Origin of the sequence: Anoxybacillus eryuanensis (assembly GCF_051200995.1) — a bacterium.
GTDB classification, from domain to species: Bacteria; Bacillota; Bacilli; order Bacillales; family Anoxybacillaceae; genus Anoxybacillus; species Anoxybacillus tengchongensis.
The window spans coordinates 22,986-45,242 of the sequence record NZ_JBPODS010000017.1; the positions used below are offsets into that span (position 1 = coordinate 22,986).

A 22,257-nucleotide genomic window follows, 5' to 3' on the forward strand; every position below is an offset into this window, starting at 1 on the left:
GATATTAAAAGGGAGGTAGGCCCCTTGTTAGATGTAAATAAATTTGAATATATGAAGATCGGACTCGCTTCACCCGAGAAAATTCGTTCTTGGTCGTATGGTGAAGTTAAAAAACCAGAAACGATTAACTATCGAACATTAAAACCAGAAAAAGATGGTCTGTTTTGCGAACGCATTTTTGGTCCAACAAAAGACTGGGAATGTCATTGTGGAAAGTATAAGCGCGTTCGTTATAAAGGTGTCGTTTGTGACCGATGTGGTGTCGAAGTTACACGTGCAAAAGTTCGCCGTGAGCGCATGGGTCATATTGAACTAGCAGCCCCTGTTTCACATATTTGGTACTTTAAAGGAATTCCTAGCCGCATGGGACTTGTCTTAGACATGTCCCCTCGCGCGCTAGAGGAAGTCATTTACTTTGCATCTTACGTTGTGACGGATCCAGGCGATACGCCATTAGAAAAGAAACAATTGCTTTCTGAAAAAGAATATCGCGCATATCGCGAGAAGTACGGAAACTCGTTCCAAGCTTCAATGGGTGCGGAAGCGATTAAAAAATTACTACAAGACATAGACCTTGAAAAAGAAGTAGAAACGTTAAAAGAGGAATTGAAAACAGCACAAGGCCAACGTCGTGCTCGTACAATTAAGCGTCTTGAAGTTCTTGAAGCATTCCGTAACTCTGGTAACGACCCGTCTTGGATGGTTTTGGATGTACTACCTGTTATTCCGCCAGAGTTGCGTCCGATGGTACAGTTAGACGGTGGGCGTTTTGCGACATCTGACTTAAACGATTTATATCGTCGCGTCATTAACCGGAACAACCGTTTAAAACGCCTATTAGACCTTGGGGCACCGAACATTATTGTGCAAAATGAAAAGCGGATGCTTCAAGAAGCTGTCGATGCGTTAATTGATAACGGTCGTCGTGGTCGTCCTGTTACAGGACCAGGAAATCGTCCACTGAAGTCGCTTTCCCATATGTTAAAAGGAAAACAAGGTCGTTTCCGTCAAAACTTGCTCGGTAAGCGCGTTGACTATTCTGGTCGTTCTGTTATCGTTGTCGGTCCAAATTTGAAAATGTATCAATGCGGCTTACCAAAAGAAATGGCGCTTGAGTTGTTTAAGCCGTTCGTTATGAAAGAATTAGTAGAACGCGGCTTAGCACATAATATTAAAAGTGCAAAACGAAAAATTGAGCGTGTTCATCCAGAAGTTTGGGATGTTTTAGAATCTGTCATTAAAGAGCATCCGGTGCTATTAAACCGCGCACCAACGCTTCACCGCCTTGGTATTCAGGCGTTTGAGCCGACGCTTGTAGAAGGTCGTGCGATTCGCTTACATCCACTTGTATGTACGGCATACAATGCGGACTTTGACGGTGACCAAATGGCTGTGCACGTACCGCTTTCGGCAGAAGCACAAGCGGAGGCGCGTCTACTTATGCTTGCTGCACAAAATATTTTGAATCCGAAAGATGGAAAGCCAGTCGTTACGCCTTCACAAGACATGGTTTTAGGAAACTACTATTTAACGATGGAACGTGAAGGTGCTGTTGGGGAAGGAATGGTATTTAAAGATACGGACGAGGCGTTGCTAGCTTACCATAACGGTTATGTTCATTTGCATACACGCATCGCTGTTCATGCTGGTTCGTTGAAAAACGAAACGTTTACAGAAGAGCAAAATAATAAATTGCTTATCACAACAGTTGGGAAGTTAATCTTCAATGAGATTTTGCCGAAGTCATTCCCGTATATTAATGAACCGACGCAAGAAAACATTGAAGAGCGAACACCGGATAAGTATTTCTTAGATAAAGGTGTGAACGTGAAAGAAGAAATCCGTAAGCGTCCACTCGTTCCGCCGTTTAAGAAGAAAATTCTCGGTAACATCATTGCAGAAGTATTTAAACGTTTCAAAATTACCGAAACGTCTAAAATGCTTGACCGCATGAAAGATCTCGGCTTTAAGTACTCAACAAAAGCCGGTATTACAATTGGTGTAGCGGATATTGTTGTCTTGCCTGAAAAACAAGAAATTTTAGAAGAAGCACAAGCAAAAGTTGATACGGTATTAAAACAATTCAGACGCGGTTTAATTACTGATGAAGAACGTTATGAACGTGTTATTTCGATTTGGAGTGCGGCGAAAGACAAAATTCAAGGTCGCTTAATGGAGTCGCTTGACAAACGAAATCCAATTTTCATGATGAGTGACTCTGGAGCCCGCGGTAACGCATCGAACTTTACGCAACTTGCAGGTATGCGTGGATTAATGGCGAACCCAGCTGGACGTATTATCGAGCTTCCGATTAAATCTTCGTTCCGTGAAGGTTTAACAGTACTTGAGTACTTCATTTCAACACACGGAGCGCGCAAAGGTCTTGCGGACACAGCGTTAAAAACAGCGGACTCTGGTTATTTAACACGTCGTCTTGTTGACGTTGCACAAGACGTCATTATTCGTGAAGATGACTGTGGTACAGATCGTGGTACGTTGATCCGTGCGTTAAAAGACGGCACAGAAGTGATCGTGAAGCTTGAAGATCGTCTCATTGGACGTTATGCGCGTAAGACGGTAAAACATCCGGAAACGGGTGAAGTGCTTGTACGCGAAAATGAAATGATTACAGAAGACATCGCGAACGCGATTGTCAAAGCAGGCATTGAAGAAGTATGGATTCGTTCGGCATTTACATGCAACACGCGTCATGGTGTATGTAAAAAATGTTACGGACGTAACTTGGCAACCGGTACGGAAGTCGAAGTTGGTGAAGCGGTCGGTATTATTGCAGCCCAATCGATCGGTGAGCCAGGTACACAGCTTACAATGCGTACGTTCCACACAGGTGGGGTAGCAGGAGACGATATCACACAAGGTTTACCGCGTGTACAAGAGTTATTTGAAGCGCGTAATCCAAAAGGTCAAGCCGTCATTTCAGAAATAGATGGTGTTGTTGTGGCGATTAACGAAACACGTGATCGTCAACGCGAGATTGTCATCCAGGGCGAAGTCGAGACACGTACGTATACAGCCCCTTACAGTGCGCGCTTGAAAGTGCAAGAAGGGCAGAAAGTCGAGCGTGGCCAAGAATTAACAGAAGGCTCGATCGACCCGAAAGAGTTGTTGAGAGTCAAAGATATGAACGCTGTACAAGAATACTTGTTGCGTGAAGTACAAAAAGTGTACCGCATGCAAGGGGTAGAAATTAGCGATAAACATATCGAAGTTATGGTTCGTCAAATGCTTCGTAAAGTGCGTGTCATTGATGCAGGTGATACAGACTTGTTGCCTGGTACATTACTTGATATCCATCAATTCACAGATGCAAACGCGAAAGTGTTGATGGAAGGCAAACGACCAGCAACGGCCCGTCCAGTATTACTTGGAATTACGAAAGCATCGCTTGAAACAGATTCGTTCTTGTCTGCAGCATCATTCCAAGAAACGACACGCGTCTTAACGGATGCAGCAATCAAAGGAAAACGCGACGAATTACTTGGACTAAAAGAAAACGTCATCATCGGTAAGCTTGTTCCAGCAGGAACAGGAATGGCTCGCTACCGCAAAGTAAAGCCGGTAATTAAAACAGCAAAAGACGAAGATGTTGTTACAACGAAATAATGATAGACCTATTGCTAGCGAGCGATGCTAGCAATAGGTCCAAAAATAATAGTTGACACAGCACTCAGAAAGTGATAGCATAATAAAGGTGTTCCGAAAACCTGTCACTTTGGAGGATATGTTACATGTCTTATGAAAAAGTCGCACAGGCAAAACAAATTATTGTAGGAACGAAACAAACAGTGCGAGCTCTGAAAGATGGAAAGGTACATGAGATCGTGATTGCCGAAGATGCGGATGGAGCAATCATCGAAAAAGTGCTGGAAGCGGCAAAAGAAGCAAATGTACCTGTTTGTAAAGTGGACTCGATGAAAAAGCTCGGGAAAGCATGTAAAATCGACGTAGGAGCGGCTGCTGTTGCAATTATTCGTTAAAAACTGTTTTTGTGGGTTACTACAAAAACTTTGTTTTTGCATAAAAATGAGCCACCTGGATGTGTGGGCTTGAATTTGATTGTGAAGGGAGGAAATTTACCATGCCTACAATTAACCAACTTGTACGTAAAGGTCGTACAAAAAAGGTAGTGAAATCTAAATCACCTGCGTTAAATAAAGGGTACAACAGCTTCAAAAAGGTTCAAACAACTGTTTACTCTCCGCAAAAACGTGGAGTATGTACACGTGTAGGTACAATGACACCAAAGAAGCCAAACTCTGCGCTTCGTAAATATGCCCGTGTACGTCTATCTAACGGTATCGAGGTAACTGCATACATCCCAGGTATCGGTCATAACTTACAAGAACACAGCGTTGTATTAATTCGCGGTGGACGTGTAAAAGACTTACCAGGGGTACGTTACCATATCGTTCGCGGTGCTTTAGACACAGCAGGTGTAGCGAACCGTATGCAAGGTCGTTCTAAATACGGTGCGAAAAAACCAAAAGCAGCTAAGAAATAACATTCAACATTTTTCGTTGATTTTTACTGAAAGGAGGAAAAACTATGCCACGTAAAGGTCCGGTTCCTAAACGAGATGTGTTACCAGATCCAATTTACAATTCAAAGCTAGTTACACGTTTAATCAATAAAATCATGATTGACGGTAAAAAAGGTAAAGCGCAAAAAATTCTTTACACAGCGTTCGATATCATCCGTGAGCGCACAGGTAAAGATCCGATGGAAGTGTTTGAGCAAGCGTTGAAAAACGTTATGCCAGTTCTTGAAGTTCGCGCACGCCGTGTTGGTGGTGCAAACTATCAAGTTCCTGTTGAGGTGCGCCCAGAGCGCCGCACAACATTAGGTCTTCGTTGGCTCGTGAACTACGCTCGTCTTCGTGGGGAAAAAACGATGGAAGAGCGTTTAGCGAACGAAATCATGGATGCAGCAAACAATACAGGTGCAGCTGTGAAAAAACGCGAAGATACGCACAAAATGGCAGAAGCAAACAAAGCGTTTGCACACTATCGTTGGTAATTTTTTCGTTCAATTAAGAATAGGTGAGAGCGATGCGGTTGAAAATAAAAAAGCATGCCCATCGCTCGTTCGCCTATATTCCTATATGTAAATTAAATTACGATACTTCATTTAAGGAAGGAGAAAAAATCCATATGGCAAGACAGTTCTCCTTGGAAAACACTCGCAATATTGGAATCATGGCCCATATTGACGCCGGTAAAACAACAACAACAGAGCGTATCCTTTTCTACACAGGACGCGTCCATAAAATCGGTGAAGTTCATGAGGGCGCAGCAACGATGGACTGGATGGAGCAAGAGCAAGAGCGCGGAATTACCATCACATCCGCAGCAACAACAGCTCAATGGAAAGGCCATCGTATTAACATCATCGATACACCTGGACACGTCGACTTCACAGTAGAAGTTGAACGTTCATTGCGTGTATTAGACGGTGCAGTAGCGGTATTAGACGCACAATCAGGTGTAGAACCGCAAACAGAAACAGTATGGCGCCAAGCGACTACATACGGCGTTCCACGTATCGTTTTCGTAAACAAAATGGACAAGATTGGCGCAGACTTCCTATACTCTGTAAAAACGCTTCATGACCGTTTACAAGCGAATGCGCACCCTGTCCAATTACCAATTGGTGCAGAAGATCAATTTACGGGCATCATTGACCTTGTTGAAATGTGCGCATACCACTACCACGATGAGTTAGGAAAAAACATCGAGCGCATCGAGATTCCTGAAGACTATCGTGATATGGCAGAAGAATATCGTGGAAAATTAATTGAAGCAGTTGCAGAGCTTGACGAAGAATTAATGATGAAGTATTTAGAAGGGGAAGAAATTACGAAAGAAGAATTAAAAGCTGCAATTCGTAAAGCAACAGTTTCTGTTCAATTCTTCCCAGTATTCTGTGGTTCTGCATTCAAAAACAAAGGTGTTCAATTAATGCTTGACGGAGTTGTTGACTACTTACCATCACCAGTCGACATTCCTGCGATCAAAGGAACTGTTCCTGATACAGAGGAAGAAACAGTTCGTGAAGCGCGTGACGATGCTCCTTTTGCAGCGTTAGCGTTTAAAATTATGACAGACCCTTACGTTGGTAAGTTGACGTTCTTCCGCGTATACTCTGGTACATTGAACTCTGGTTCTTACGTGTTGAATTCAACAAAACGTAAGCGTGAACGTATCGGTCGTATTCTACAAATGCACGCAAACCACCGCGAAGAAATTGCACAAGTTTACGCTGGTGACATTGCGGCAGCTGTAGGTTTAAAAGATACAACAACTGGTGATACATTGTGTGATGAAAAAGACCCAGTAATTTTAGAGTCTATGCAATTCCCAGAGCCAGTTATTCAAATCGCGATCGAACCGAAGTCAAAAGCTGACCAAGATAAGATGAGTACAGCATTGCAAAAACTTCAAGAAGAAGACCCAACATTCCGTGCATGGACAGACCAAGAAACTGGTCAAACAATCATCGCGGGTATGGGTGAGCTTCACCTTGACATTATCGTTGATCGTATGCGTCGTGAGTTTAAGGTAGAAGCAAACGTTGGTGCTCCACAAGTTGCATACCGTGAAACATTCCGCAAATCTGCACAAGTTGAAGGTAAATTTGTGCGTCAGTCTGGTGGTCGCGGTCAATACGGTCACGTTTGGATCGAGTTCTCACCAAACGAAGAAGGAAAAGGCTTTGAATTCGAAAACGCGATCGTCGGTGGGGTTGTTCCGAGAGAATACATTCCTGCAATTCAAGCAGGTCTTGAAGATGCAATGCAAAATGGTGTTCTTGCTGGATACCCAGTTGTTGACATCAAAGCGAAGTTATTTGATGGTTCTTACCACGATGTTGACTCAAGCGAAATGGCGTTCAAAATTGCTGCTTCTATGGCGTTGAAAAACGCAGCAGCAAAATGTGACCCAGTGTTACTTGAGCCGATCATGAAAGTAGAAGTTATCGTCCCTGAAGAATATTTAGGTGACATCATGGGTGACATTACTTCTCGTCGTGGTCGCGTCGAAGGTATGGAAGCTCGTGGTAACGCACAAGTTGTTCGTGCGATGGTTCCACTTTCTGAAATGTTTGGGTACGCAACTTCATTGCGTTCAAATACACAAGGTCGCGGAACATTCACAATGGTATTTGACCATTATGAAGAAGTTCCGAAGAGCATTGCTGAGGAAATCATCAAAAAAAATAAAGGTGAATAATTGATTTTCTAGCATTGTTCAAGTATAAATACTTATGTAAGACTTGGAAGTGGACGTGCCTGTGCACTTTCACTTCCGAGCATTCTATACTTAATAAAAAACACTAAGGAGGATATTATAATGGCTAAAGCGAAATTCGAACGCACGAAACCACACGTCAACATTGGTACAATCGGCCACGTTGACCACGGTAAAACAACTTTAACAGCTGCAATCACAACAGTTCTTGCGAAACAAGGTAAAGCAGAAGCACGCGCATATGATCAAATCGACGCTGCTCCAGAAGAGCGTGAGCGCGGAATTACAATCTCAACTGCACACGTTGAGTACGAAACTGACAACCGTCACTATGCACACGTTGACTGCCCAGGTCACGCAGACTACGTGAAAAACATGATCACAGGTGCTGCGCAAATGGACGGCGCGATCCTTGTTGTATCTGCTGCTGACGGTCCAATGCCACAAACTCGTGAGCACATTCTTCTTTCTCGCCAAGTAGGCGTACCTTACATCGTTGTATTCTTAAACAAATGCGACATGGTAGACGACGAAGAGCTTTTAGAGCTTGTTGAAATGGAAGTTCGCGATCTATTATCTGAATACGACTTCCCAGGAGATGAAGTTCCTGTAATCAAAGGTTCTGCGTTAAAAGCGCTTGAAGGAGATCCAGCTTGGGAAGGAAAAATCATCGAACTTATGAACGCTGTTGATGAGTACATCCCAACTCCACAACGTGAAGTTGACAAACCATTCATGATGCCAGTTGAGGACGTATTCTCAATCACTGGTCGTGGTACAGTTGCTACTGGTCGTGTTGAGCGCGGTATCTTAAAAGTTGGTGACCAAGTAGAAATCATCGGTCTTTCTGAAGAGCCAAAAGCAACAACTGTTACAGGTGTTGAAATGTTCCGTAAGCTTCTTGACCAAGCTGAAGCTGGTGACAACATCGGTGCACTTCTTCGCGGTGTTTCTCGTGACGAAGTACAACGCGGTCAAGTATTAGCAAAACCAGGAACAATCACTCCACACACAAAATTTAAAGCGCAAGTTTACGTATTAACAAAAGAAGAAGGTGGACGTCATACTCCATTCTTCTCTAACTACCGTCCACAATTCTACTTCCGTACAACGGACGTAACAGGTATCATCCAACTTCCAGAAGGTGTTGAGATGGTAATGCCTGGAGACAATATCGAAATGACAGTAGAATTAATCGCGCCAATCGCGATCGAAGAAGGTACAAAATTCTCGATCCGCGAAGGTGGACGTACAGTAGGTGCAGGTTCTGTATCTGAAATCATCGAGTAATCGATGAAAGTGGTCTAGCGGTCAGCTAGACCACTTATTTTTTTACTCCATTGAAAATGCATGACGAAATATGTATAATAGGAAAGGCAGTTTGCAAAGAAAAGAAATAAAAAACTTGCATTGAATATAAAAATTATATATAATAATAAACGTTGGTCTTTGACTGCGATGAAGTGGAAGGTTGCTGACACACCCGGCCGCTTTGCCATGGCGAGTGTGAAGGAAATTTCCATGGAGAATGTCTATTTTGAAAATAGGCGAAGAAGGAGGGAAAATAATGGCAAAAGAAAAAATTCGTATTCGTTTAAAAGCATATGATCATCGAATTCTTGATCAATCTGCTGAGAAAATTGTGGAAACTGCAAAGCGTTCAGGCGCAACTGTATCTGGACCGATTCCGTTACCAACTGAAAAAACGGTATACACGATCTTACGTGCGGTTCATAAATACAAAGACTCTCGTGAGCAGTTCGAAATGCGCACACATAAACGCTTAATCGATATCGTTAATCCGACTCCACAAACAGTAGATTCTTTAATGCGTTTAGACTTACCGTCTGGTGTCGATATTGAAATCAAGTTGTAATTGCGATATAGGAGGTGTGAAAGATGAAAGGAATCTTAGGAAGAAAAATCGGCATGACTCAAGTGTTCGCTGAAAACGGAGATCTTATTCCTGTAACGGTTATTCAAGCGAATCCAAACGTAGTTCTTCAGAAGAAAACGATTGAAAACGACGGTTATGAAGCGATTCAATTAGGTTTTGAAGATTTACGTGAGAAGTTAGCGAACAAGCCTCAAAAAGGTCATGCTGCGAAGGCAAACACCACACCTAAGCGCTTCATTCGTGAAATTCGTGGTGTGAATCTTGCAGAATATGAAGTAGGTCAAGAAGTAAAAGTGGACATTTTCAACGAAGGTGAAATCGTTGATGTAACAGGTACGTCAAAAGGTAAAGGTTTCCAAGGTGTAATCAAACGCCACGGACAATCTCGTGGACCAATGGCTCACGGTTCTCGTTACCATCGTCGTCCTGGTTCAATGGGTCCGATCGCTCCAAACCGTGTATTTAAATCAAAAGAGCTTCCAGGTCGCATGGGTGGCGAGCGTGTAACAGTACAAAACTTAAAAGTTGTGAAAGTGGATCCAGAGCGCAACTTAATTTTAATTAAAGGAAATGTACCAGGTCCAAACAAAGGACTTGTGATTATTAAAAGCGCGGTTAAAGCGAAATAATTTCTTTAAGAAAGGAGGAAACACCCAATGCCAAAAGTAGCATTGTACAACCAAAACGGAGAAAACATCGGTGAAATCGAATTAAACGATGCCGTATTTGGTATTGAACCGAACAAACATGTGTTATTTGAAGCGGTAATTATGCAACGTGCTTCCTTGCGTCAAGGAACTCATAAAACAAAAAATCGTGCAGAAGTGAGCGGTGGTGGCCGTAAACCATGGCGTCAAAAAGGTACTGGACGCGCTCGCCAAGGATCGATCCGTTCTCCACAATGGCGTGGCGGTGGTATTGTATTTGGTCCAGTTCCACGCAGCTACAGCTACAAACTTCCGAAAAAAGTTCGTCGCTTAGCAATTAAATCAGCTTTATCTTCAAAAGTGCTTGAAAACAGCATCGTTGTATTAGACAATTTAACGCTTGAAGCACCGAAAACAAAAGAAATGGTTAAAATTTTAAACAATCTTTCTGTTGATCGCAAAGCGTTAATTGTAACAGCAGATGCAAATGAGAACGTTATTCTTTCAGCTCGCAACATTCCAGGAGTCACAGTTGTGACAGCAAGCGGAATTAACGTTCTTGATGTACTCAACCACGACAAGCTTATCATTACGAAAGCTGCTGTGGAAAAAGTAGAGGAGGTGCTTGCATAATGAAAGATCCTCGCGATATTATTAAGCGCCCCGTCATTACTGAACGTTCAACAGAGTTAATGACTGAGAAAAAATATACGTTCGAAGTTGATGTGAAAGCGAACAAAACAGAAGTAAAAGACGCGATCGAAGCGATTTTTGGCGTGAAAGTAGCGAAAGTTAACATTATGAACTATAAAGGAAAGTTCAAACGTGTTGGTCGTTATAGCGGATTAACAAATCGTCGTCGTAAAGCGATTGTTACGTTAACGCCAGACAGCAAAGAAATCGAACTATTTGAAGTATAAGTTTAAAAGTGAAGGAGGGAAACGGACATGGCGATTAAAAAATATAAGCCAACGTCTAACGGTCGTCGTGGTATGACGGTTTTAGACTTCTCTGAGCTTACAACAGATAAGCCGGAAAAATCGTTGCTTGCGCCTTTAAAGAAAAAGGGCGGTCGTAACAACCAAGGTAAATTAACAGTTCGTCACCAAGGTGGCGGTCATAAGCGTCAATATCGTATTATTGACTTTAAACGCGATAAAGATGGCATTCCAGGACGCGTTGCTACAATCGAATACGATCCGAACCGTTCTGCGAACATCGCGTTAATTCATTACGCTGATGGTGAAAAACGTTACATCATCGCACCGAAAAACTTAGAAGTTGGCATGGAAATCATGTCAGGTCCAGATGCGGACATTAAAGTGGGTAACGCATTACCTTTAGCAAACATTCCAGTCGGTACAGTTATTCACAACATCGAATTAAAACCTGGTAAAGGCGGACAGTTAGTGCGCGCTGCAGGTACATCTGCACAAGTGCTTGGTAAAGAAGGTAAGTACGTACTCGTTCGTTTATCTTCAGGTGAAGTTCGTATGATTTTAGCAACTTGCCGTGCAACAGTCGGTCAAGTTGGTAACGAACAACATGAGCTTGTGAACATCGGTAAAGCTGGACGCGCTCGTTGGTTAGGCATTCGTCCAACTGTTCGTGGTTCTGTTATGAACCCAGTAGATCACCCACATGGTGGTGGTGAAGGTAAAGCACCAATCGGACGTAAGTCTCCAATGACTCCATGGGGTAAACCAACGCTTGGATTCAAAACGCGTAAGAAGAAAAACAAATCCGATAAATTTATCGTACGTCGTCGTAAAAAATAACGGGGTTGAGCTACGGTTCACAAGAACCGTAGAGCAATCACGAAAGGAGGTTCATTTATGGGTCGCAGCTTGAAAAAAGGTCCTTTTTGTGATGATCATTTAATGAAAAAAATCGAGAAGTTGAATGAAACTGGACAAAAACAAGTGATCAAAACATGGTCTCGTCGTTCGACAATTTTCCCACAATTCATTGGTCACACAATCGCTGTTTACGATGGTCGTAAACACGTTCCAGTTTACATCACAGAGGACATGGTCGGTCATAAGCTCGGTGAGTTCGCGCCAACGCGCACGTACAAAGGTCACGCTGCTGATGACAAAAAAACAAAACGTTAATATGAGAGGAGGCTTCATTTATGCAAGCTAAAGCTGTTGCTAGAACGGTTCGAATTGCTCCTCGTAAAGCTCGTTTAGTGATTGATTTAATTCGAGGAAAGCAAGTGAGTGAAGCAGTTGCGATTCTTCGCCATACACCAAAAGCTGCTTCTCCGATTATCGAGAAAGTATTAAAATCTGCAGTGGCAAACGCAGAACATAACTATGACATGGACGTGAACAAACTTGTTGTTACAGAAGCTTATGTGAACGAAGGGCCAACATTGAAACGTTTCCGTCCTCGTGCACAAGGTCGTGCGAGCGCAATTAACAAACGCACAAGCCATATCACGATCGTTGTTTCAGAAAAGAAGGAGGGATAATCAGTGGGTCAAAAGGTAAATCCAATCGGTCTTCGCATTGGTATTATCCGTGATTGGGAATCAAGATGGTACGCTGAAAAAGATTACGCAGACCTTTTACACGAAGATCTTAAAATTCGTGAGTACCTCACAAAGCGCTTAAGCGATGCAGCTGTTTCTCGCATTGAAATCGAGCGTGCAGCAAACCGTGTAAATATTACAATCCATACAGCGAAACCAGGTATGGTAATCGGTAAAGGTGGATCTGAAGTTGAAGCGCTTCGTAAAGCGTTGAACGAATTAACTGGCAAACGTGTTCATATCAACATCGTTGAAATTAAAAAGCCAGACTTAGAAGCAAAACTTGTTGCGGAAAATATCGCGCGTCAAATTGAAAACCGCGTATCATTCCGTCGTGCACAAAAACAAGCCATTCAACGCACAATGCGCGCAGGTGCTAAAGGAATTAAAACGATGGTATCTGGCCGTTTAGGTGGAGCAGATATCGCTCGCTCAGAACATTACAGCGAAGGAACAGTTCCACTTCATACTCTTCGCGCTGACATTGATTATGCAACAGCAGAAGCGGACACAACATATGGAAAAATCGGCGTGAAAGTATGGATTTATCGTGGAGAGGTCCTTCCTACGAAAAAGAAAACTGAGGAAGGAGGAAATTAATCATGTTAATGCCAAAACGCGTAAAATATCGTCGTGAACATCGCGGTCGCATGAAAGGTCGCGCAAAAGGCGGTACAGAAGTACATTTTGGTGAGTACGGCTTACAAGCGTTAGAGCCAGCATGGATTACAAACCGTCAAATCGAGGCTGCTCGTCGTGCGATGACTCGTTACATGAGACGTGGCGGTAAAGTATGGATTAAAATTTTCCCTTCAAAGCCATATACAGCAAAACCACTTGAAGTGCGCATGGGTTCCGGTAAAGGTGCTCCTGAAGGTTGGGTAGCTGTAGTTAAGCCTGGTAAAGTGATGTTTGAAATCGCGGGAGTTTCTGAAGAAGTAGCTCGCGAAGCGTTACGTCTTGCTTCTCACAAACTTCCAATCAAATGTAAATTCGTAAAACGTGAAGAAATTGGTGGTGAATCAAATGAAAGCTAAAGAAATTCGTGAACTTACCACTGCCGAGATTGAACAAAAAATTAAAGTGTTGAAAGAAGAGTTATTCAACCTTCGCTTCCAATTGGCAACAGGTCAATTAGAGAATACTGCTCGTATTCGTGAAGTACGCAAAGCGATTGCGCGTATGAAAACTGTTATTCGCGAAAGAGAGATCGCTGCTAATAAATAATTGATATCGAGAGGAGGTTCGCACAATGAGTGAACGCAACAATCGTAAAGTTCTCGTCGGCCGTGTTGTTTCCGATAAAATGGATAAAACAATTACGGTTCTTGTAGAAACTTATAAAAAGCATCCTCTTTACGGCAAGCGCGTAAAGTATTCGAAAAAATATAAGGCACATGACGAAAACAATGTAGCAAAAGTGGGCGATATCGTCAAAATCATGGAAACACGTCCTCTTTCTGCGACAAAACGTTTCCGTCTTGTTGAAGTAGTCGAGAAAGCTGTTATTGTTTAATGAATATGTTCGGAATGATGGATACAAATCCGAAAGGAGGTTTCGTCAATGATTCAACAAGAAACTCGTATGAAAGTTGCTGATAACTCTGGTGCACGTGAAGTGCTTGTCATTAAAGTGCTAGGTGGTTCTGGTCGTCGTTATGCGAATGTTGGCGACATTGTTGTGGCGACAGTTAAAGATGCAACACCAGGTGGCGTTGTTAAAAAAGGTCAAGTTGTTAAAGCGGTTGTCGTTCGTACGAAACGTGGCGTGCGCCGTACAGACGGTTCTTACATCCGTTTTGATGAAAATGCTTGCGTAATCATTCGTGATGACAAGAGCCCACGTGGTACACGTATTTTCGGACCAGTTGCTCGTGAATTACGTGAAAAAGACTTTATGAAAATCGTTTCTTTAGCTCCAGAAGTGATTTAATGAAAAGGAAAAGCCTTTTAAGGAGGTGCGATTCAGATGCATGTAAAAAAAGGTGATAAAGTACAAGTAATCTCTGGTAAAGATAAAGGTAAACAAGGCGTTATTCTCGCTGCGTTTCCAAAGAAAAACCGAGTGCTTGTTGAAGGTGTAAATATCGTGAAAAAACACGTAAAACCTTCTCAAGCAAATCCACAAGGCGGCATCATCAGCCAAGAGGCGCCAATCCACGTATCGAACGTAATGCCTCTTGATCCAAAAACAGGATTACCAACTCGTGTTGGATACAAAGTAGTTGACGGTAAAAAAGTTCGCTATGCGAAACGTTCTGGTGAAATTTTAGACAAATAATGAAGTGATCGAGGAAGGGAGGTACTCAAATGAACCGCCTTAAAGAAAAGTATGTGAAAGAAGTTGTTCCTGCTCTGATGAGCAAGTTTAACTATAAATCTGTGATGCAAGTTCCAAAAATCGAGAAAATTGTCATCAACATGGGTGTTGGTGATGCGGTACAAAACGCAAAAGCGTTAGATAACGCAGTAGAAGAACTCGCATTAATTTCTGGTCAAAAACCAGTTGTTACACGCGCGAAAAAATCAATCGCTGGTTTCCGTCTTCGTGAAGGAATGCCAATCGGTGCGAAAGTAACGCTTCGCGGTGAGCGTATGTACGAGTTTTTCGATAAGCTCGTGTCTGTTTCTTTACCGCGTGTTCGCGACTTCCGTGGTGTTTCTAAAAAATCTTTTGACGGACGCGGCAACTACACATTAGGTGTAAAAGAGCAATTAATTTTCCCTGAAATTGACTACGATAAAGTAAACAAAGTTCGCGGTATGGACATCGTCATCGTTACAACTGCGAAAACAGACGAGGAAGCTCGTGAATTACTTACGTTGCTTGGTATGCCATTCCAAAAATAATCATTCCCATTCGTAAAAAGAGGGAGGCGAAAACGTGGCTAAAAAATCAATGATCGCGAAACAAAAACGCACACCAAAGTTTAAAGTGCAAGCGTACACTCGTTGTGAGCGTTGTGGACGTCCACACTCTGTATATCGCAAATTTAAACTTTGCCGTATTTGTTTCCGTGAATTAGCGTATAAAGGTCAAATTCCTGGTGTGAAAAAAGCAAGCTGGTAATAAACCCATGAGTTGGGAAGGAGGTAAAACATAATGGTGATGACAGATCCAATTGCAGATATGCTTACTCGCATTCGTAATGCGAACATGGTGCGTCACGAGAAACTTGAAGTTCCTGCTTCAAAAATTAAAAGAGAAATCGCTGAAATTTTAAAGCGTGAAGGTTTCATTCGTGATGTCGAATACATTGAAGATAACAAACAAGGTATTCTTCGAATTTTCTTGAAGTACGGTCCAAACAACGAGCGCGTAATTACAGGCCTTAAACGCATTAGCAAACCTGGTTTGCGCGTATATGCAAAAGCTGATGAAGTACCACGCGTATTGAACGGTTTAGGAATCGCAATTCTTTCAACATCTCAAGGTATTTTAACTGACAAAGAAGCACGTCAAAAACGTACTGGCGGCGAAGTGTTAGCATACATTTGGTAATTATTTTGCAACGAATGGAGGTGTAGTACATGTCACGTGTTGGTAAAAAACCATTGGAAATTCCAGCTGGTGTTACAGTTACATTAAACGGTAACACAGTTACTGTAAAAGGTCCGAAAGGTGAACTTACTCGTACGTTCCATCCAGATATGGTCATTAAATTAGAAGGCAACGTTTTAACAGTTGAGCGTCCAAGCGATGAAAAGCATCATCGTGCGCTTCACGGAACGACTCGCAGCTTACTTGCGAACATGGTTGAAGGTGTTTCAAAAGGTTATGAGCGTGCGCTTGAGCTTGTTGGTGTCGGTTATCGTGCGACAAAACAAGGTAAAAAGCTTGTGTTAAGCGTAGGATACTCTCATCCTGTTGAAATCGAACCAGAAGAAGGCCTTGAAATTGAAGTTCCTTCACAAACAAAAATCATCGTTAAAGGTGCGGACAAACAACGTGTTGGTGAATTAGCAGCAAACATTCGTGCCGTTCGTTCACCAGAGCCTTATAAAGGAAAAGGTATTCGCTACGAAGGCGAAGTTGTACGTCGTAAAGAAGGTAAAACAGGTAAGAAATAATGCTGCTTAGGTAAATGAAAGGAGTGACACGAATGATCACTAAGCTTGATAAAAATGCAGTTCGCAAAAAAAGACACGCTCGTGTTCGTCGTAAAGTAGTAGGAACTGCGGAACGTCCACGCTTAAATGTGTTCCGTTCAAACAAACACATTTACGCACAAATTATTGACGATATGAAAGCTGTGACGCTCGTTAGTGCGTCAACGTTAGATAAAGAATTCGATTTAGAATCAACAGGTAATGTTGAAGCAGCTCAAAAAGTGGGCGAATTGATTGCTAAACGTGCGCTTGAAAAAGGAATTACATCGGTTGTATTTGACCGTGGCGGATATTTATATCATGGACGTGTTAAAGCACTTGCAGACGCTGCTCGTGAAGCTGGATTACAATTCTAATTAAGAAGGAGGGACAGAGATGCGTCGCATTGATCCAAATAAACTTGAACTAGAAGAACGCGTTGTTGCCGTTAACCGCGTAGCTAAAGTTGTAAAAGGTGGACGTCGTTTCCGTTTCGCTGCGTTAGTCGTTGTTGGTGACAAAAACGGTCATGTCGGCTTTGGAACAGGAAAAGCTCAAGAAGTTCCAGATGCTATTCGCAAAGCGATTGAAGACGCGAAGAAAAACTTAATTACTGTACCGATCGTTGGTACAACAATTCCACATGAAGTCATCGGACATTTCGGTGCAGGTGAAATCATTTTAAAACCAGCATCTGAAGGTACTGGGGTTATCGCTGGAGGTCCTGCGCGTGCGGTATTAGAGTTAGCAGGTGTTAGCGATATTTTATCGAAGTCAATCGGTTCCAATACACCAATCAACATGGTACGCGCAACAATCGACGGTTTGAAGCAATTGAAACGTGCTGAAGAGGTAGCAAAATTGCGCGGTAAAACAGTTGAGGAACTGTTAGGATAAGGGAGGGAAAAATGATGGCGAAAAAATTAGCAATTACCCTCACTCGCAGCGTAATTGGTCGTCCGCAAGACCAACGCGTGACGGTTAAAACATTAGGTTTACGGAAATTGCATCAAACAGTTGTTCATAACGACAATCCAGCCATTCGTGGAATGATCAATAAAGTTTCTCACCTTGTAACAGTAAAAGAATTAGAAGAATAAGGAGGTGCCTAGACATGAAGCTACATGAATTACAACCAGCACCGGGTTCCCGTAAAGAACGCAACCGTGTTGGTCGTGGTATCGGCTCTGGTAACGGAAAAACTTCTGGTAAAGGTCACAAAGGGCAAAACGCTCGTTCTGGCGGCGGTGTACGCATTGGCTTTGAAGGTGGTCAAACGCCTTTATTCCGTCGTTTACCAAAACGTGGCTTTACAAACATTCATCGTAAAGAATATGCGATCGTTAACCTTGAAGCATTAAATCGCTTTGAAGACGGTACGGAAGTAACACCAGAATTGTTGCTTGAAACAGGCGTAGTAAGCAAGTTAAAAGCAGGCATCAAAGTTCTTGGAGACGGTGAGCTTACGAAAAAATTAACAGTAAAAGCTCATAAATTCTCTGCTTCTGCAAAAGAAGCGATCGAAGCTGCTGGCGGTACAACTGAGGTGATTTAATGTTTCGAACAATCTCCAATTTTATGCGCGTGGGTGATATAAGAAGAAAAATTATGTTCACCCTTCTTATGCTCATTGTATTTCGCATCGGTACGTTCATTCCTGTGCCGGGCGTAAATGCAGACGTCTTGAAAATGCAGGATCAGTTCAATGCCTTTGGCGTATTGAACACATTCGGCGGTGGCGCCTTGAAAAATTTCTCTATTTTTGCGATGGGCGTTATGCCATATATCACGGCATCCATCATCGTACAACTATTGCAGATGGATGTTGTTCCTAAATTTACGGAATGGTCGAAACAAGGAGAAGTAGGCCGCCGTAAGCTCGCTCAGTTTACTCGCTACTTTACGATTGTGCTTGGTTTTATCCAAGCGTTCGCTATGTCATACGGTTTTCATAATATGTCTGGTGGTGTGCTCATTAAAAATCCAGGCATCCCGACATATTTGCTTATTGCGCTCGTTTTAACAGCAGGCACAGCTTTTTTAATGTGGCTCGGTGAGCAAATTACAGCTAAAGGTGTTGGGAACGGCATTTCTGTTTTGATTTTTGCAGGGATTGTTTCAGGTATCCCAACAACGCTTAATCAAATTTACGTTCAGCAGTTTCAAAATGCTGGCGATCAGTTGTTTTTACGCATCGTCACAGTACTGTTAGTCGCTTTAGCAGTTGTTGCAGTTATCGTTGGTGTCATTTATATGCAACAAGCGTTTCGGAAAATTCCGATTCAGTATGCGAAGCGATTAGAAGGACGTAGTCCGGTAGGTGGTCATTCGACACACATTCCGTTAAAAGTCAATCCGGCAGGTGTTATTCCGGTTATTTTTGCGGTGTCGTTCATTATTACTCCACCGACGATTGCATCGTTTTTCGGCTCGAATGATGTAACATTGTGGATTAAAAAAGTTTTTGACTACACACAACCAGTTGGGATGATTATATACATCGCTTTAATTGTTGCCTTTACGTATTTTTATGCGTTTGTTCAAGTTAATCCGGAACAAATGGCGGACAATTTGAAAAAGCAAGGTGGTTATATTCCAGGCATTCGTCCAGGAAAGAACACGCAAGAATTCATTACACGCGTTTTGTATCGGTTAACTTTCGTCGGAGCTCTATTTTTAGCAGCAATCGCTGTTCTTCCTGTCTTCTTTATCGAGTTCGCTAAACTACCGCCTTCTGCTCAAATTGGAGGAACGAGCTTGCTGATCGTCGTCGGTGTTGCTTTAGAGACGATGAAGCAGCTAGAAAGCCAATTAGTGAAGCGCCATTACAAAGGCTTTATTAAATAAAAAGAGGTGTTGGGAATTTTATTCCCTCTACCTCACATAGAGCTGAGGGGGAGAAATTGATGAATTTAGTATTAATGGGTCTGCCTGGCGCCGGAAAGGGCACGCAGGCAGAGAAAATCGTTGAGAAATACAAAATTCCTCACATTTCTACTGGGGATATGTTTCGAGCAGCGATCAAAGAAGGAACAGAGCTCGGTTTACAGGCGAAGTCATATATGGATCGCGGTGATCTTGTTCCAGACGAAGTGACTATTGGCATTGTTCGTGAACGATTAAGTAAGGACGATTGCCAAAACGGATTTTTGCTTGACGGTTTCCCGCGGACAGTCGCTCAAGCAGAAGCGTTAGAAACACTTCTTCAACAATTGAACCGTTCCATCGATTATGTCATTAACATCGAAGTAGATAAGAGCATTTTAATGGAACGTTTAACAGGCAGACGTATTTGCAAAGAATGTGGCGCAACGTATCATCTCGTATTTAATCCACCAGCCCAAGCAGGTGTTTGCGATAAATGCGGTGGAGAGTTGTATCAACGTGCAGATGATAACGAAGCGACCGTAGCAAATCGTCTTGAAGTCAATATGAAGCAAGCGCAACCGTTGCTTGATTTTTATGCAGCAAAAGGATACTTGCGCAACATTAACGGACAACAACATATTGATCAAGTGTTTGCTGATATTTGTGAATTACTTGGGGGCTTACAATAATGATCATTTGCAAAACCCCACGCGAAATTGAAATTATGCGTGAAGCTGGCCGGATTGTTGCCTTAACTCATCAAGAATTACAAAAATATATCGAACCAGGCATCACGACAAGAGAGCTCGATCATATTGCTGAAACGTTCATTCGTAAACATGATGCAATTCCTTCGTTTAAAGGATATAATGGATTCCAAGGGAGCATTTGTACGTCCGTAAATGAAGAGCTCGTTCACGGCGTTCCGGGAGACCGTGTGCTTCGCGAAGGAGACATTATTAGCATCGATATCGGCGCAAAATATAATGGATATCATGGCGATTCGGCTTGGACGTATCCGGTCGGGGTCATCTCCGAAGAGGCAAAAAAACTATTAGAAGTGACAGAACAGTCATTGTATCGCGGATTGGAAGAAGCGAAACCTGGCGCACGGTTAACGAACATTTCCCATGCGATCCAAACGTACGTTGAGGCACATAACTTTTCCGTTGTGCGTGAGTATGTTGGGCATGGAATTGGTCAAGACTTACATGAAGATCCGCAAATTCCACATTACGGTCCGCCAAACAAAGGACCGCGGTTAAAGCCAGGCATGGTTCTGTGCATTGAACCGATGGTGAATGCAGGAACCCGTTATGTTCGCACGTTAGAAGATAATTGGACGGTCGTCACAGTAGATGGAAAACTTTGTGCTCACTTTGAGCATACGGTTGCTATTACTGAGACGGGATATGAAATTTTAACAACACTTTGAACGCTTTAACCTTCTTTGCGGATGCGCATCGTAAGCTTTAAACTGGTCGTGTTAGTTGAACATGTTACTCATTTCAAAAAAGAAGGGAGAGCCGTTCAATGGCGAAAGACGATGTAATTGAAGTGGAAGGTACAGTTGTTGAAACGTTACCTAATGCGATGTTCCGAGTGGAACTTGAAAACGGTCATACTGTTTTAGCTCACGTTTCAGGTAAAATTCGTATGCATTTTATTCGTATTTTACCAGGTGATAAAGTGACGGTGGAATTATCACCTTACGATTTAACACGTGGAAGAATTACGTATCGATATAAATAACACTCCGCACGAACAAGGAGGTAAGTTCACATGAAGGTTAGACCATCTGTAAAACCGATTTGCGAAAAATGCAAAGTCATTCGCAGACGCGGAAAAGTTATGGTTATTTGTGAAAATCCAAAGCATAAGCAAAAACAAGGATAAAACTTGAGGAGGTGTACAAATCATGGCACGTATTGCAGGTGTAGATATTCCTCGTGACAAACGTGTAGTCATTTCATTAACATACATTTACGGAATCGGTAAAGCAACTGCACAAAAAATCTTAGCAGAAGCTGGCGTATCTGAAGACACTCGTGTTCGCGATTTAACAGAAGAAGAATTAGGAAAAATTCGTGAAATCGTAGATCGCTTAAAAGTAGAAGGAGATCTTCGTCGTGAAGTATCTTTAAACATTAAACGTTTAATGGAGATCGGTTGCTACCGTGGTCTTCGTCATCGTCGCGGATTGCCAGTTCGTGGCCAAAATACGAAAAACAATGCTCGTACACGTAAAGGTCCACGTCGTACAGTAGCCAATAAGAAAAAATAATTAAGTAAAGGAGGTTCGTGAACGAATGGCACGTAAAACAAATACGCGTAAACGTCGTGTAAAAAAGAATATTGAATCTGGTATCGCTCATATCCGTTCGACTTTTAACAACACAATCGTCACAATTACAGACGTTCATGGAAATGCAATTTCTTGGTCAAGTGCAGGTGCGTTAGGCTTCAAAGGTTCTCGTAAGTCTACTCCGTTTGCTGCACAAATGGCTGCAGAAGCTGCTGCAAAAGCATCAATGGAGCATGGCATGAAAACTGTTGAAGTAAACGTAAAAGGTCCGGGTGCTGGTCGTGAAGCAGCGATTCGTGCACTTCAAGCGGCTGGATTAGAAATTACAGCAATTAAAGATGTTACACCGGTTCCACATAACGGATGCCGTCCGCCAAAACGTCGTCGTGTTTAATTTCTCTGTATAGAATTTGCGTATGTGTCAATAATGGGATATAGTCATTGTTACAGGGAAATGAAAAACAGTTGTTGTGCACATTCGGGAACTTATTCATGGGGGAATTTCGATTGAGCTGTCATCGGTTTAATCGGGGTTTCGACGTTTTGAAGGAGGGTTAAAGGAATGCTGGAAATCGAAAAGCCGAAAATCGAAACGGTTGAAATCAGCGAGGATGCCAAATACGGCAAATTCGTCGTTGAACCACTTG

35 protein-coding genes are annotated in these 22,257 nt (G+C 42.5%); all 35 read left to right on the top strand.

Annotated elements, in window-relative coordinates:
- Window positions 1–24: 24 nt before the first annotated feature.
- Window positions 25–3,624: a DNA-directed RNA polymerase subunit beta' gene (gene rpoC / locus HNQ84_RS13145; RefSeq protein WP_435622378.1), complete on the top strand. Its 3,600-nt coding sequence runs from the start codon at window positions 25–27 to the stop codon at window positions 3,622–3,624.
- A gap of 125 nt (window positions 3,625–3,749) precedes the next feature.
- A complete protein-coding gene (locus tag HNQ84_RS13150) occupies window positions 3,750–3,998 on the top strand; it encodes a 50S ribosomal protein L7ae-like protein (RefSeq protein ID WP_435622379.1) in 249 nt (82 codons plus the stop codon).
- A gap of 101 nt (window positions 3,999–4,099) precedes the next feature.
- The gene (gene rpsL / locus HNQ84_RS13155) at window positions 4,100–4,522 is read left to right on the top strand and encodes a 30S ribosomal protein S12 (protein WP_003397652.1); all 423 of its coding nucleotides are present in this window, start codon (window positions 4,100–4,102) and stop codon (window positions 4,520–4,522) included.
- Between the two features lie 44 nt (window positions 4,523–4,566).
- Window positions 4,567–5,037: a 30S ribosomal protein S7 gene (gene rpsG, locus HNQ84_RS13160; RefSeq protein WP_004888658.1), complete on the top strand. Its 471-nt coding sequence runs from the start codon at window positions 4,567–4,569 to the stop codon at window positions 5,035–5,037.
- Window positions 5,038–5,171: 134 nt separating this feature from the next.
- Window positions 5,172–7,250, top strand: coding sequence for an elongation factor G (gene fusA, locus HNQ84_RS13165; protein ID WP_163151238.1), 2,079 nt, complete (start codon window positions 5,172–5,174; stop codon window positions 7,248–7,250).
- A gap of 120 nt (window positions 7,251–7,370) precedes the next feature.
- Window positions 7,371–8,558 (top strand): elongation factor Tu, encoded by a 1,188-nt coding sequence (tuf, locus tag HNQ84_RS13170; RefSeq protein ID WP_032101424.1) that lies wholly within the window; start codon window positions 7,371–7,373, stop codon window positions 8,556–8,558.
- 277 nt (window positions 8,559–8,835) lie between these two features.
- Window positions 8,836–9,144: a 30S ribosomal protein S10 gene (rpsJ, locus tag HNQ84_RS13175; RefSeq protein WP_021095335.1), complete on the top strand. Its 309-nt coding sequence runs from the start codon at window positions 8,836–8,838 to the stop codon at window positions 9,142–9,144.
- 23 nt (window positions 9,145–9,167) lie between these two features.
- On the top strand, window positions 9,168–9,794 hold the full coding sequence (gene rplC, locus HNQ84_RS13180) for a 50S ribosomal protein L3 (protein WP_032101423.1): 627 nt from the start codon (window positions 9,168–9,170) through the stop codon (window positions 9,792–9,794).
- A gap of 27 nt (window positions 9,795–9,821) precedes the next feature.
- Complete coding sequence (gene rplD, locus HNQ84_RS13185; protein WP_032101422.1) at window positions 9,822–10,445, top strand: 50S ribosomal protein L4; 624 nt, start codon at window positions 9,822–9,824, stop codon at window positions 10,443–10,445.
- Window positions 10,445–10,732, top strand: a complete 288-nt coding sequence (rplW, locus tag HNQ84_RS13190; RefSeq protein ID WP_003397660.1) for a 50S ribosomal protein L23 — start codon at window positions 10,445–10,447, stop codon at window positions 10,730–10,732. Before rplD ends, rplW begins: the two co-directional genes overlap by 1 nt.
- Before the next feature lie 27 nt (window positions 10,733–10,759).
- Complete coding sequence (rplB, locus tag HNQ84_RS13195) at window positions 10,760–11,590, top strand: 50S ribosomal protein L2 (RefSeq protein ID WP_003397662.1); 831 nt, start codon at window positions 10,760–10,762, stop codon at window positions 11,588–11,590.
- A 57-nt stretch (window positions 11,591–11,647) separates the two neighbouring features.
- Entirely contained in the window at window positions 11,648–11,926 is a 279-nt protein-coding gene (gene rpsS / locus HNQ84_RS13200) for a 30S ribosomal protein S19 (protein WP_004888674.1), read from the top strand.
- Window positions 11,927–11,946: 20 nt separating this feature from the next.
- Window positions 11,947–12,288 (top strand): 50S ribosomal protein L22, encoded by a 342-nt coding sequence (gene rplV, locus HNQ84_RS13205; protein ID WP_006322652.1) that lies wholly within the window; start codon window positions 11,947–11,949, stop codon window positions 12,286–12,288.
- Window positions 12,289–12,291: 3 nt separating this feature from the next.
- Complete coding sequence (gene rpsC, locus HNQ84_RS13210; RefSeq protein WP_003397666.1) at window positions 12,292–12,948, top strand: 30S ribosomal protein S3; 657 nt, start codon at window positions 12,292–12,294, stop codon at window positions 12,946–12,948.
- 2 nt (window positions 12,949–12,950) lie between these two features.
- Window positions 12,951–13,385, top strand: a complete 435-nt coding sequence (gene rplP / locus HNQ84_RS13215; RefSeq protein WP_003397670.1) for a 50S ribosomal protein L16 — start codon at window positions 12,951–12,953, stop codon at window positions 13,383–13,385.
- Window positions 13,375–13,575 carry a 50S ribosomal protein L29 gene (gene rpmC, locus HNQ84_RS13220; RefSeq protein ID WP_435622380.1) on the top strand — a complete coding sequence of 67 codons (201 nt, stop codon included), beginning with the start codon at window positions 13,375–13,377 and terminating at the stop codon, window positions 13,573–13,575. Before rplP ends, rpmC begins: the two co-directional genes overlap by 11 nt.
- A 25-nt stretch (window positions 13,576–13,600) precedes the next feature.
- On the top strand, window positions 13,601–13,864 hold the full coding sequence (gene rpsQ, locus HNQ84_RS13225; protein WP_003397674.1) for a 30S ribosomal protein S17: 264 nt from the start codon (window positions 13,601–13,603) through the stop codon (window positions 13,862–13,864).
- Window positions 13,865–13,912: 48 nt separating this feature from the next.
- Window positions 13,913–14,281 (top strand): 50S ribosomal protein L14, encoded by a 369-nt coding sequence (gene rplN / locus HNQ84_RS13230; protein ID WP_003397675.1) that lies wholly within the window; start codon window positions 13,913–13,915, stop codon window positions 14,279–14,281.
- 36 nt (window positions 14,282–14,317) lie between these two features.
- The gene (gene rplX, locus HNQ84_RS13235; protein WP_003397676.1) at window positions 14,318–14,629 is read left to right on the top strand and encodes a 50S ribosomal protein L24; all 312 of its coding nucleotides are present in this window, start codon (window positions 14,318–14,320) and stop codon (window positions 14,627–14,629) included.
- Window positions 14,630–14,658: 29 nt separating this feature from the next.
- A complete protein-coding gene (gene rplE / locus HNQ84_RS13240; RefSeq protein ID WP_032101421.1) occupies window positions 14,659–15,198 on the top strand; it encodes a 50S ribosomal protein L5 in 540 nt (179 codons plus the stop codon).
- Window positions 15,199–15,232: 34 nt separating this feature from the next.
- Complete coding sequence (rpsN, locus tag HNQ84_RS13245) at window positions 15,233–15,418, top strand: 30S ribosomal protein S14 (RefSeq protein ID WP_003397678.1); 186 nt, start codon at window positions 15,233–15,235, stop codon at window positions 15,416–15,418.
- Between the two features lie 33 nt (window positions 15,419–15,451).
- The gene (gene rpsH, locus HNQ84_RS13250; protein ID WP_003397680.1) at window positions 15,452–15,850 is read left to right on the top strand and encodes a 30S ribosomal protein S8; all 399 of its coding nucleotides are present in this window, start codon (window positions 15,452–15,454) and stop codon (window positions 15,848–15,850) included.
- A 29-nt stretch (window positions 15,851–15,879) separates the two neighbouring features.
- On the top strand, window positions 15,880–16,419 hold the full coding sequence (gene rplF, locus HNQ84_RS13255; protein ID WP_006322642.1) for a 50S ribosomal protein L6: 540 nt from the start codon (window positions 15,880–15,882) through the stop codon (window positions 16,417–16,419).
- Between the two features lie 32 nt (window positions 16,420–16,451).
- Complete coding sequence (gene rplR / locus HNQ84_RS13260) at window positions 16,452–16,814, top strand: 50S ribosomal protein L18 (protein WP_009361496.1); 363 nt, start codon at window positions 16,452–16,454, stop codon at window positions 16,812–16,814.
- 19 nt (window positions 16,815–16,833) lie between these two features.
- Window positions 16,834–17,334 carry a 30S ribosomal protein S5 gene (gene rpsE / locus HNQ84_RS13265; RefSeq protein ID WP_055442040.1) on the top strand — a complete coding sequence of 167 codons (501 nt, stop codon included), beginning with the start codon at window positions 16,834–16,836 and terminating at the stop codon, window positions 17,332–17,334.
- Between the two features lie 14 nt (window positions 17,335–17,348).
- Window positions 17,349–17,537: a 50S ribosomal protein L30 gene (gene rpmD, locus HNQ84_RS13270; RefSeq protein ID WP_003397685.1), complete on the top strand. Its 189-nt coding sequence runs from the start codon at window positions 17,349–17,351 to the stop codon at window positions 17,535–17,537.
- 14 nt (window positions 17,538–17,551) lie between these two features.
- Window positions 17,552–17,992, top strand: coding sequence for a 50S ribosomal protein L15 (gene rplO / locus HNQ84_RS13275; protein ID WP_006322638.1), 441 nt, complete (start codon window positions 17,552–17,554; stop codon window positions 17,990–17,992).
- A complete protein-coding gene (secY, locus tag HNQ84_RS13280; RefSeq protein ID WP_183244217.1) occupies window positions 17,992–19,284 on the top strand; it encodes a preprotein translocase subunit SecY in 1,293 nt (430 codons plus the stop codon). Before rplO ends, secY begins: the two co-directional genes overlap by 1 nt.
- 59 nt (window positions 19,285–19,343) lie before the next feature.
- Window positions 19,344–19,994 (top strand): adenylate kinase, encoded by a 651-nt coding sequence (locus tag HNQ84_RS13285; RefSeq protein WP_183250266.1) that lies wholly within the window; start codon window positions 19,344–19,346, stop codon window positions 19,992–19,994.
- Window positions 19,994–20,740, top strand: a complete 747-nt coding sequence (gene map, locus HNQ84_RS13290; protein ID WP_183244213.1) for a type I methionyl aminopeptidase — start codon at window positions 19,994–19,996, stop codon at window positions 20,738–20,740. Before HNQ84_RS13285 ends, map begins: the two co-directional genes overlap by 1 nt.
- 98 nt (window positions 20,741–20,838) lie before the next feature.
- Window positions 20,839–21,057 (top strand): translation initiation factor IF-1, encoded by a 219-nt coding sequence (gene infA, locus HNQ84_RS13295; protein ID WP_003247618.1) that lies wholly within the window; start codon window positions 20,839–20,841, stop codon window positions 21,055–21,057.
- Window positions 21,058–21,087: 30 nt separating this feature from the next.
- Window positions 21,088–21,201 (top strand): 50S ribosomal protein L36, encoded by a 114-nt coding sequence (gene rpmJ / locus HNQ84_RS13300; RefSeq protein WP_000868344.1) that lies wholly within the window; start codon window positions 21,088–21,090, stop codon window positions 21,199–21,201.
- 22 nt (window positions 21,202–21,223) lie between these two features.
- A complete protein-coding gene (gene rpsM / locus HNQ84_RS13305; RefSeq protein WP_003397691.1) occupies window positions 21,224–21,589 on the top strand; it encodes a 30S ribosomal protein S13 in 366 nt (121 codons plus the stop codon).
- 25 nt (window positions 21,590–21,614) lie between these two features.
- Entirely contained in the window at window positions 21,615–22,004 is a 390-nt protein-coding gene (gene rpsK, locus HNQ84_RS13310; RefSeq protein WP_003397692.1) for a 30S ribosomal protein S11, read from the top strand.
- Between the two features lie 168 nt (window positions 22,005–22,172).
- On the top strand, window positions 22,173–22,257 hold an 85-nt coding region (locus tag HNQ84_RS13315; protein WP_435622381.1), incomplete at its 3' end, for a hypothetical protein.

What these genes read in the sequence shown, in the direction of transcription:
- HNQ84_RS13150 (WP_435622379.1), top strand. Translation starts at nt 3,750, where the DNA reads ATGTCTTATGAAAAAGTCGCACAGGCAAAACAAATTATTGTAGGAACG.
- rpsL (WP_003397652.1), top strand. Translation starts at nt 4,100, where the DNA reads ATGCCTACAATTAACCAACTTGTACGTAAAGGTCGTACAAAAAAGGTA.
- rpsG (WP_004888658.1), top strand. Translation starts at nt 4,567, where the DNA reads ATGCCACGTAAAGGTCCGGTTCCTAAACGAGATGTGTTACCAGATCCA.
- fusA (WP_163151238.1), top strand. Translation starts at nt 5,172, where the DNA reads ATGGCAAGACAGTTCTCCTTGGAAAACACTCGCAATATTGGAATCATG.
- tuf (WP_032101424.1), top strand. Translation starts at nt 7,371, where the DNA reads ATGGCTAAAGCGAAATTCGAACGCACGAAACCACACGTCAACATTGGT.
- rpsJ (WP_021095335.1), top strand. Translation starts at nt 8,836, where the DNA reads ATGGCAAAAGAAAAAATTCGTATTCGTTTAAAAGCATATGATCATCGA.
- rplC (WP_032101423.1), top strand. Translation starts at nt 9,168, where the DNA reads ATGAAAGGAATCTTAGGAAGAAAAATCGGCATGACTCAAGTGTTCGCT.
- rplD (WP_032101422.1), top strand. Translation starts at nt 9,822, where the DNA reads ATGCCAAAAGTAGCATTGTACAACCAAAACGGAGAAAACATCGGTGAA.
- rplW (WP_003397660.1), top strand. Translation starts at nt 10,445, where the DNA reads ATGAAAGATCCTCGCGATATTATTAAGCGCCCCGTCATTACTGAACGT.
- rplB (WP_003397662.1), top strand. Translation starts at nt 10,760, where the DNA reads ATGGCGATTAAAAAATATAAGCCAACGTCTAACGGTCGTCGTGGTATG.
- rpsS (WP_004888674.1), top strand. Translation starts at nt 11,648, where the DNA reads ATGGGTCGCAGCTTGAAAAAAGGTCCTTTTTGTGATGATCATTTAATG.
- rplV (WP_006322652.1), top strand. Translation starts at nt 11,947, where the DNA reads ATGCAAGCTAAAGCTGTTGCTAGAACGGTTCGAATTGCTCCTCGTAAA.
- rplP (WP_003397670.1), top strand. Translation starts at nt 12,951, where the DNA reads ATGTTAATGCCAAAACGCGTAAAATATCGTCGTGAACATCGCGGTCGC.
- rpmC (WP_435622380.1), top strand. Translation starts at nt 13,375, where the DNA reads ATGAAAGCTAAAGAAATTCGTGAACTTACCACTGCCGAGATTGAACAA.
- rpsQ (WP_003397674.1), top strand. Translation starts at nt 13,601, where the DNA reads ATGAGTGAACGCAACAATCGTAAAGTTCTCGTCGGCCGTGTTGTTTCC.
- rplN (WP_003397675.1), top strand. Translation starts at nt 13,913, where the DNA reads ATGATTCAACAAGAAACTCGTATGAAAGTTGCTGATAACTCTGGTGCA.
- rplX (WP_003397676.1), top strand. Translation starts at nt 14,318, where the DNA reads ATGCATGTAAAAAAAGGTGATAAAGTACAAGTAATCTCTGGTAAAGAT.
- rplE (WP_032101421.1), top strand. Translation starts at nt 14,659, where the DNA reads ATGAACCGCCTTAAAGAAAAGTATGTGAAAGAAGTTGTTCCTGCTCTG.
- rpsH (WP_003397680.1), top strand. Translation starts at nt 15,452, where the DNA reads ATGGTGATGACAGATCCAATTGCAGATATGCTTACTCGCATTCGTAAT.
- rplF (WP_006322642.1), top strand. Translation starts at nt 15,880, where the DNA reads ATGTCACGTGTTGGTAAAAAACCATTGGAAATTCCAGCTGGTGTTACA.
- rplR (WP_009361496.1), top strand. Translation starts at nt 16,452, where the DNA reads ATGATCACTAAGCTTGATAAAAATGCAGTTCGCAAAAAAAGACACGCT.
- rpsE (WP_055442040.1), top strand. Translation starts at nt 16,834, where the DNA reads ATGCGTCGCATTGATCCAAATAAACTTGAACTAGAAGAACGCGTTGTT.
- rpmD (WP_003397685.1), top strand. Translation starts at nt 17,349, where the DNA reads ATGGCGAAAAAATTAGCAATTACCCTCACTCGCAGCGTAATTGGTCGT.
- rplO (WP_006322638.1), top strand. Translation starts at nt 17,552, where the DNA reads ATGAAGCTACATGAATTACAACCAGCACCGGGTTCCCGTAAAGAACGC.
- secY (WP_183244217.1), top strand. Translation starts at nt 17,992, where the DNA reads ATGTTTCGAACAATCTCCAATTTTATGCGCGTGGGTGATATAAGAAGA.
- HNQ84_RS13285 (WP_183250266.1), top strand. Translation starts at nt 19,344, where the DNA reads ATGAATTTAGTATTAATGGGTCTGCCTGGCGCCGGAAAGGGCACGCAG.
- map (WP_183244213.1), top strand. Translation starts at nt 19,994, where the DNA reads ATGATCATTTGCAAAACCCCACGCGAAATTGAAATTATGCGTGAAGCT.
- infA (WP_003247618.1), top strand. Translation starts at nt 20,839, where the DNA reads ATGGCGAAAGACGATGTAATTGAAGTGGAAGGTACAGTTGTTGAAACG.
- rpmJ (WP_000868344.1), top strand. Translation starts at nt 21,088, where the DNA reads ATGAAGGTTAGACCATCTGTAAAACCGATTTGCGAAAAATGCAAAGTC.
- rpsM (WP_003397691.1), top strand. Translation starts at nt 21,224, where the DNA reads ATGGCACGTATTGCAGGTGTAGATATTCCTCGTGACAAACGTGTAGTC.
- rpsK (WP_003397692.1), top strand. Translation starts at nt 21,615, where the DNA reads ATGGCACGTAAAACAAATACGCGTAAACGTCGTGTAAAAAAGAATATT.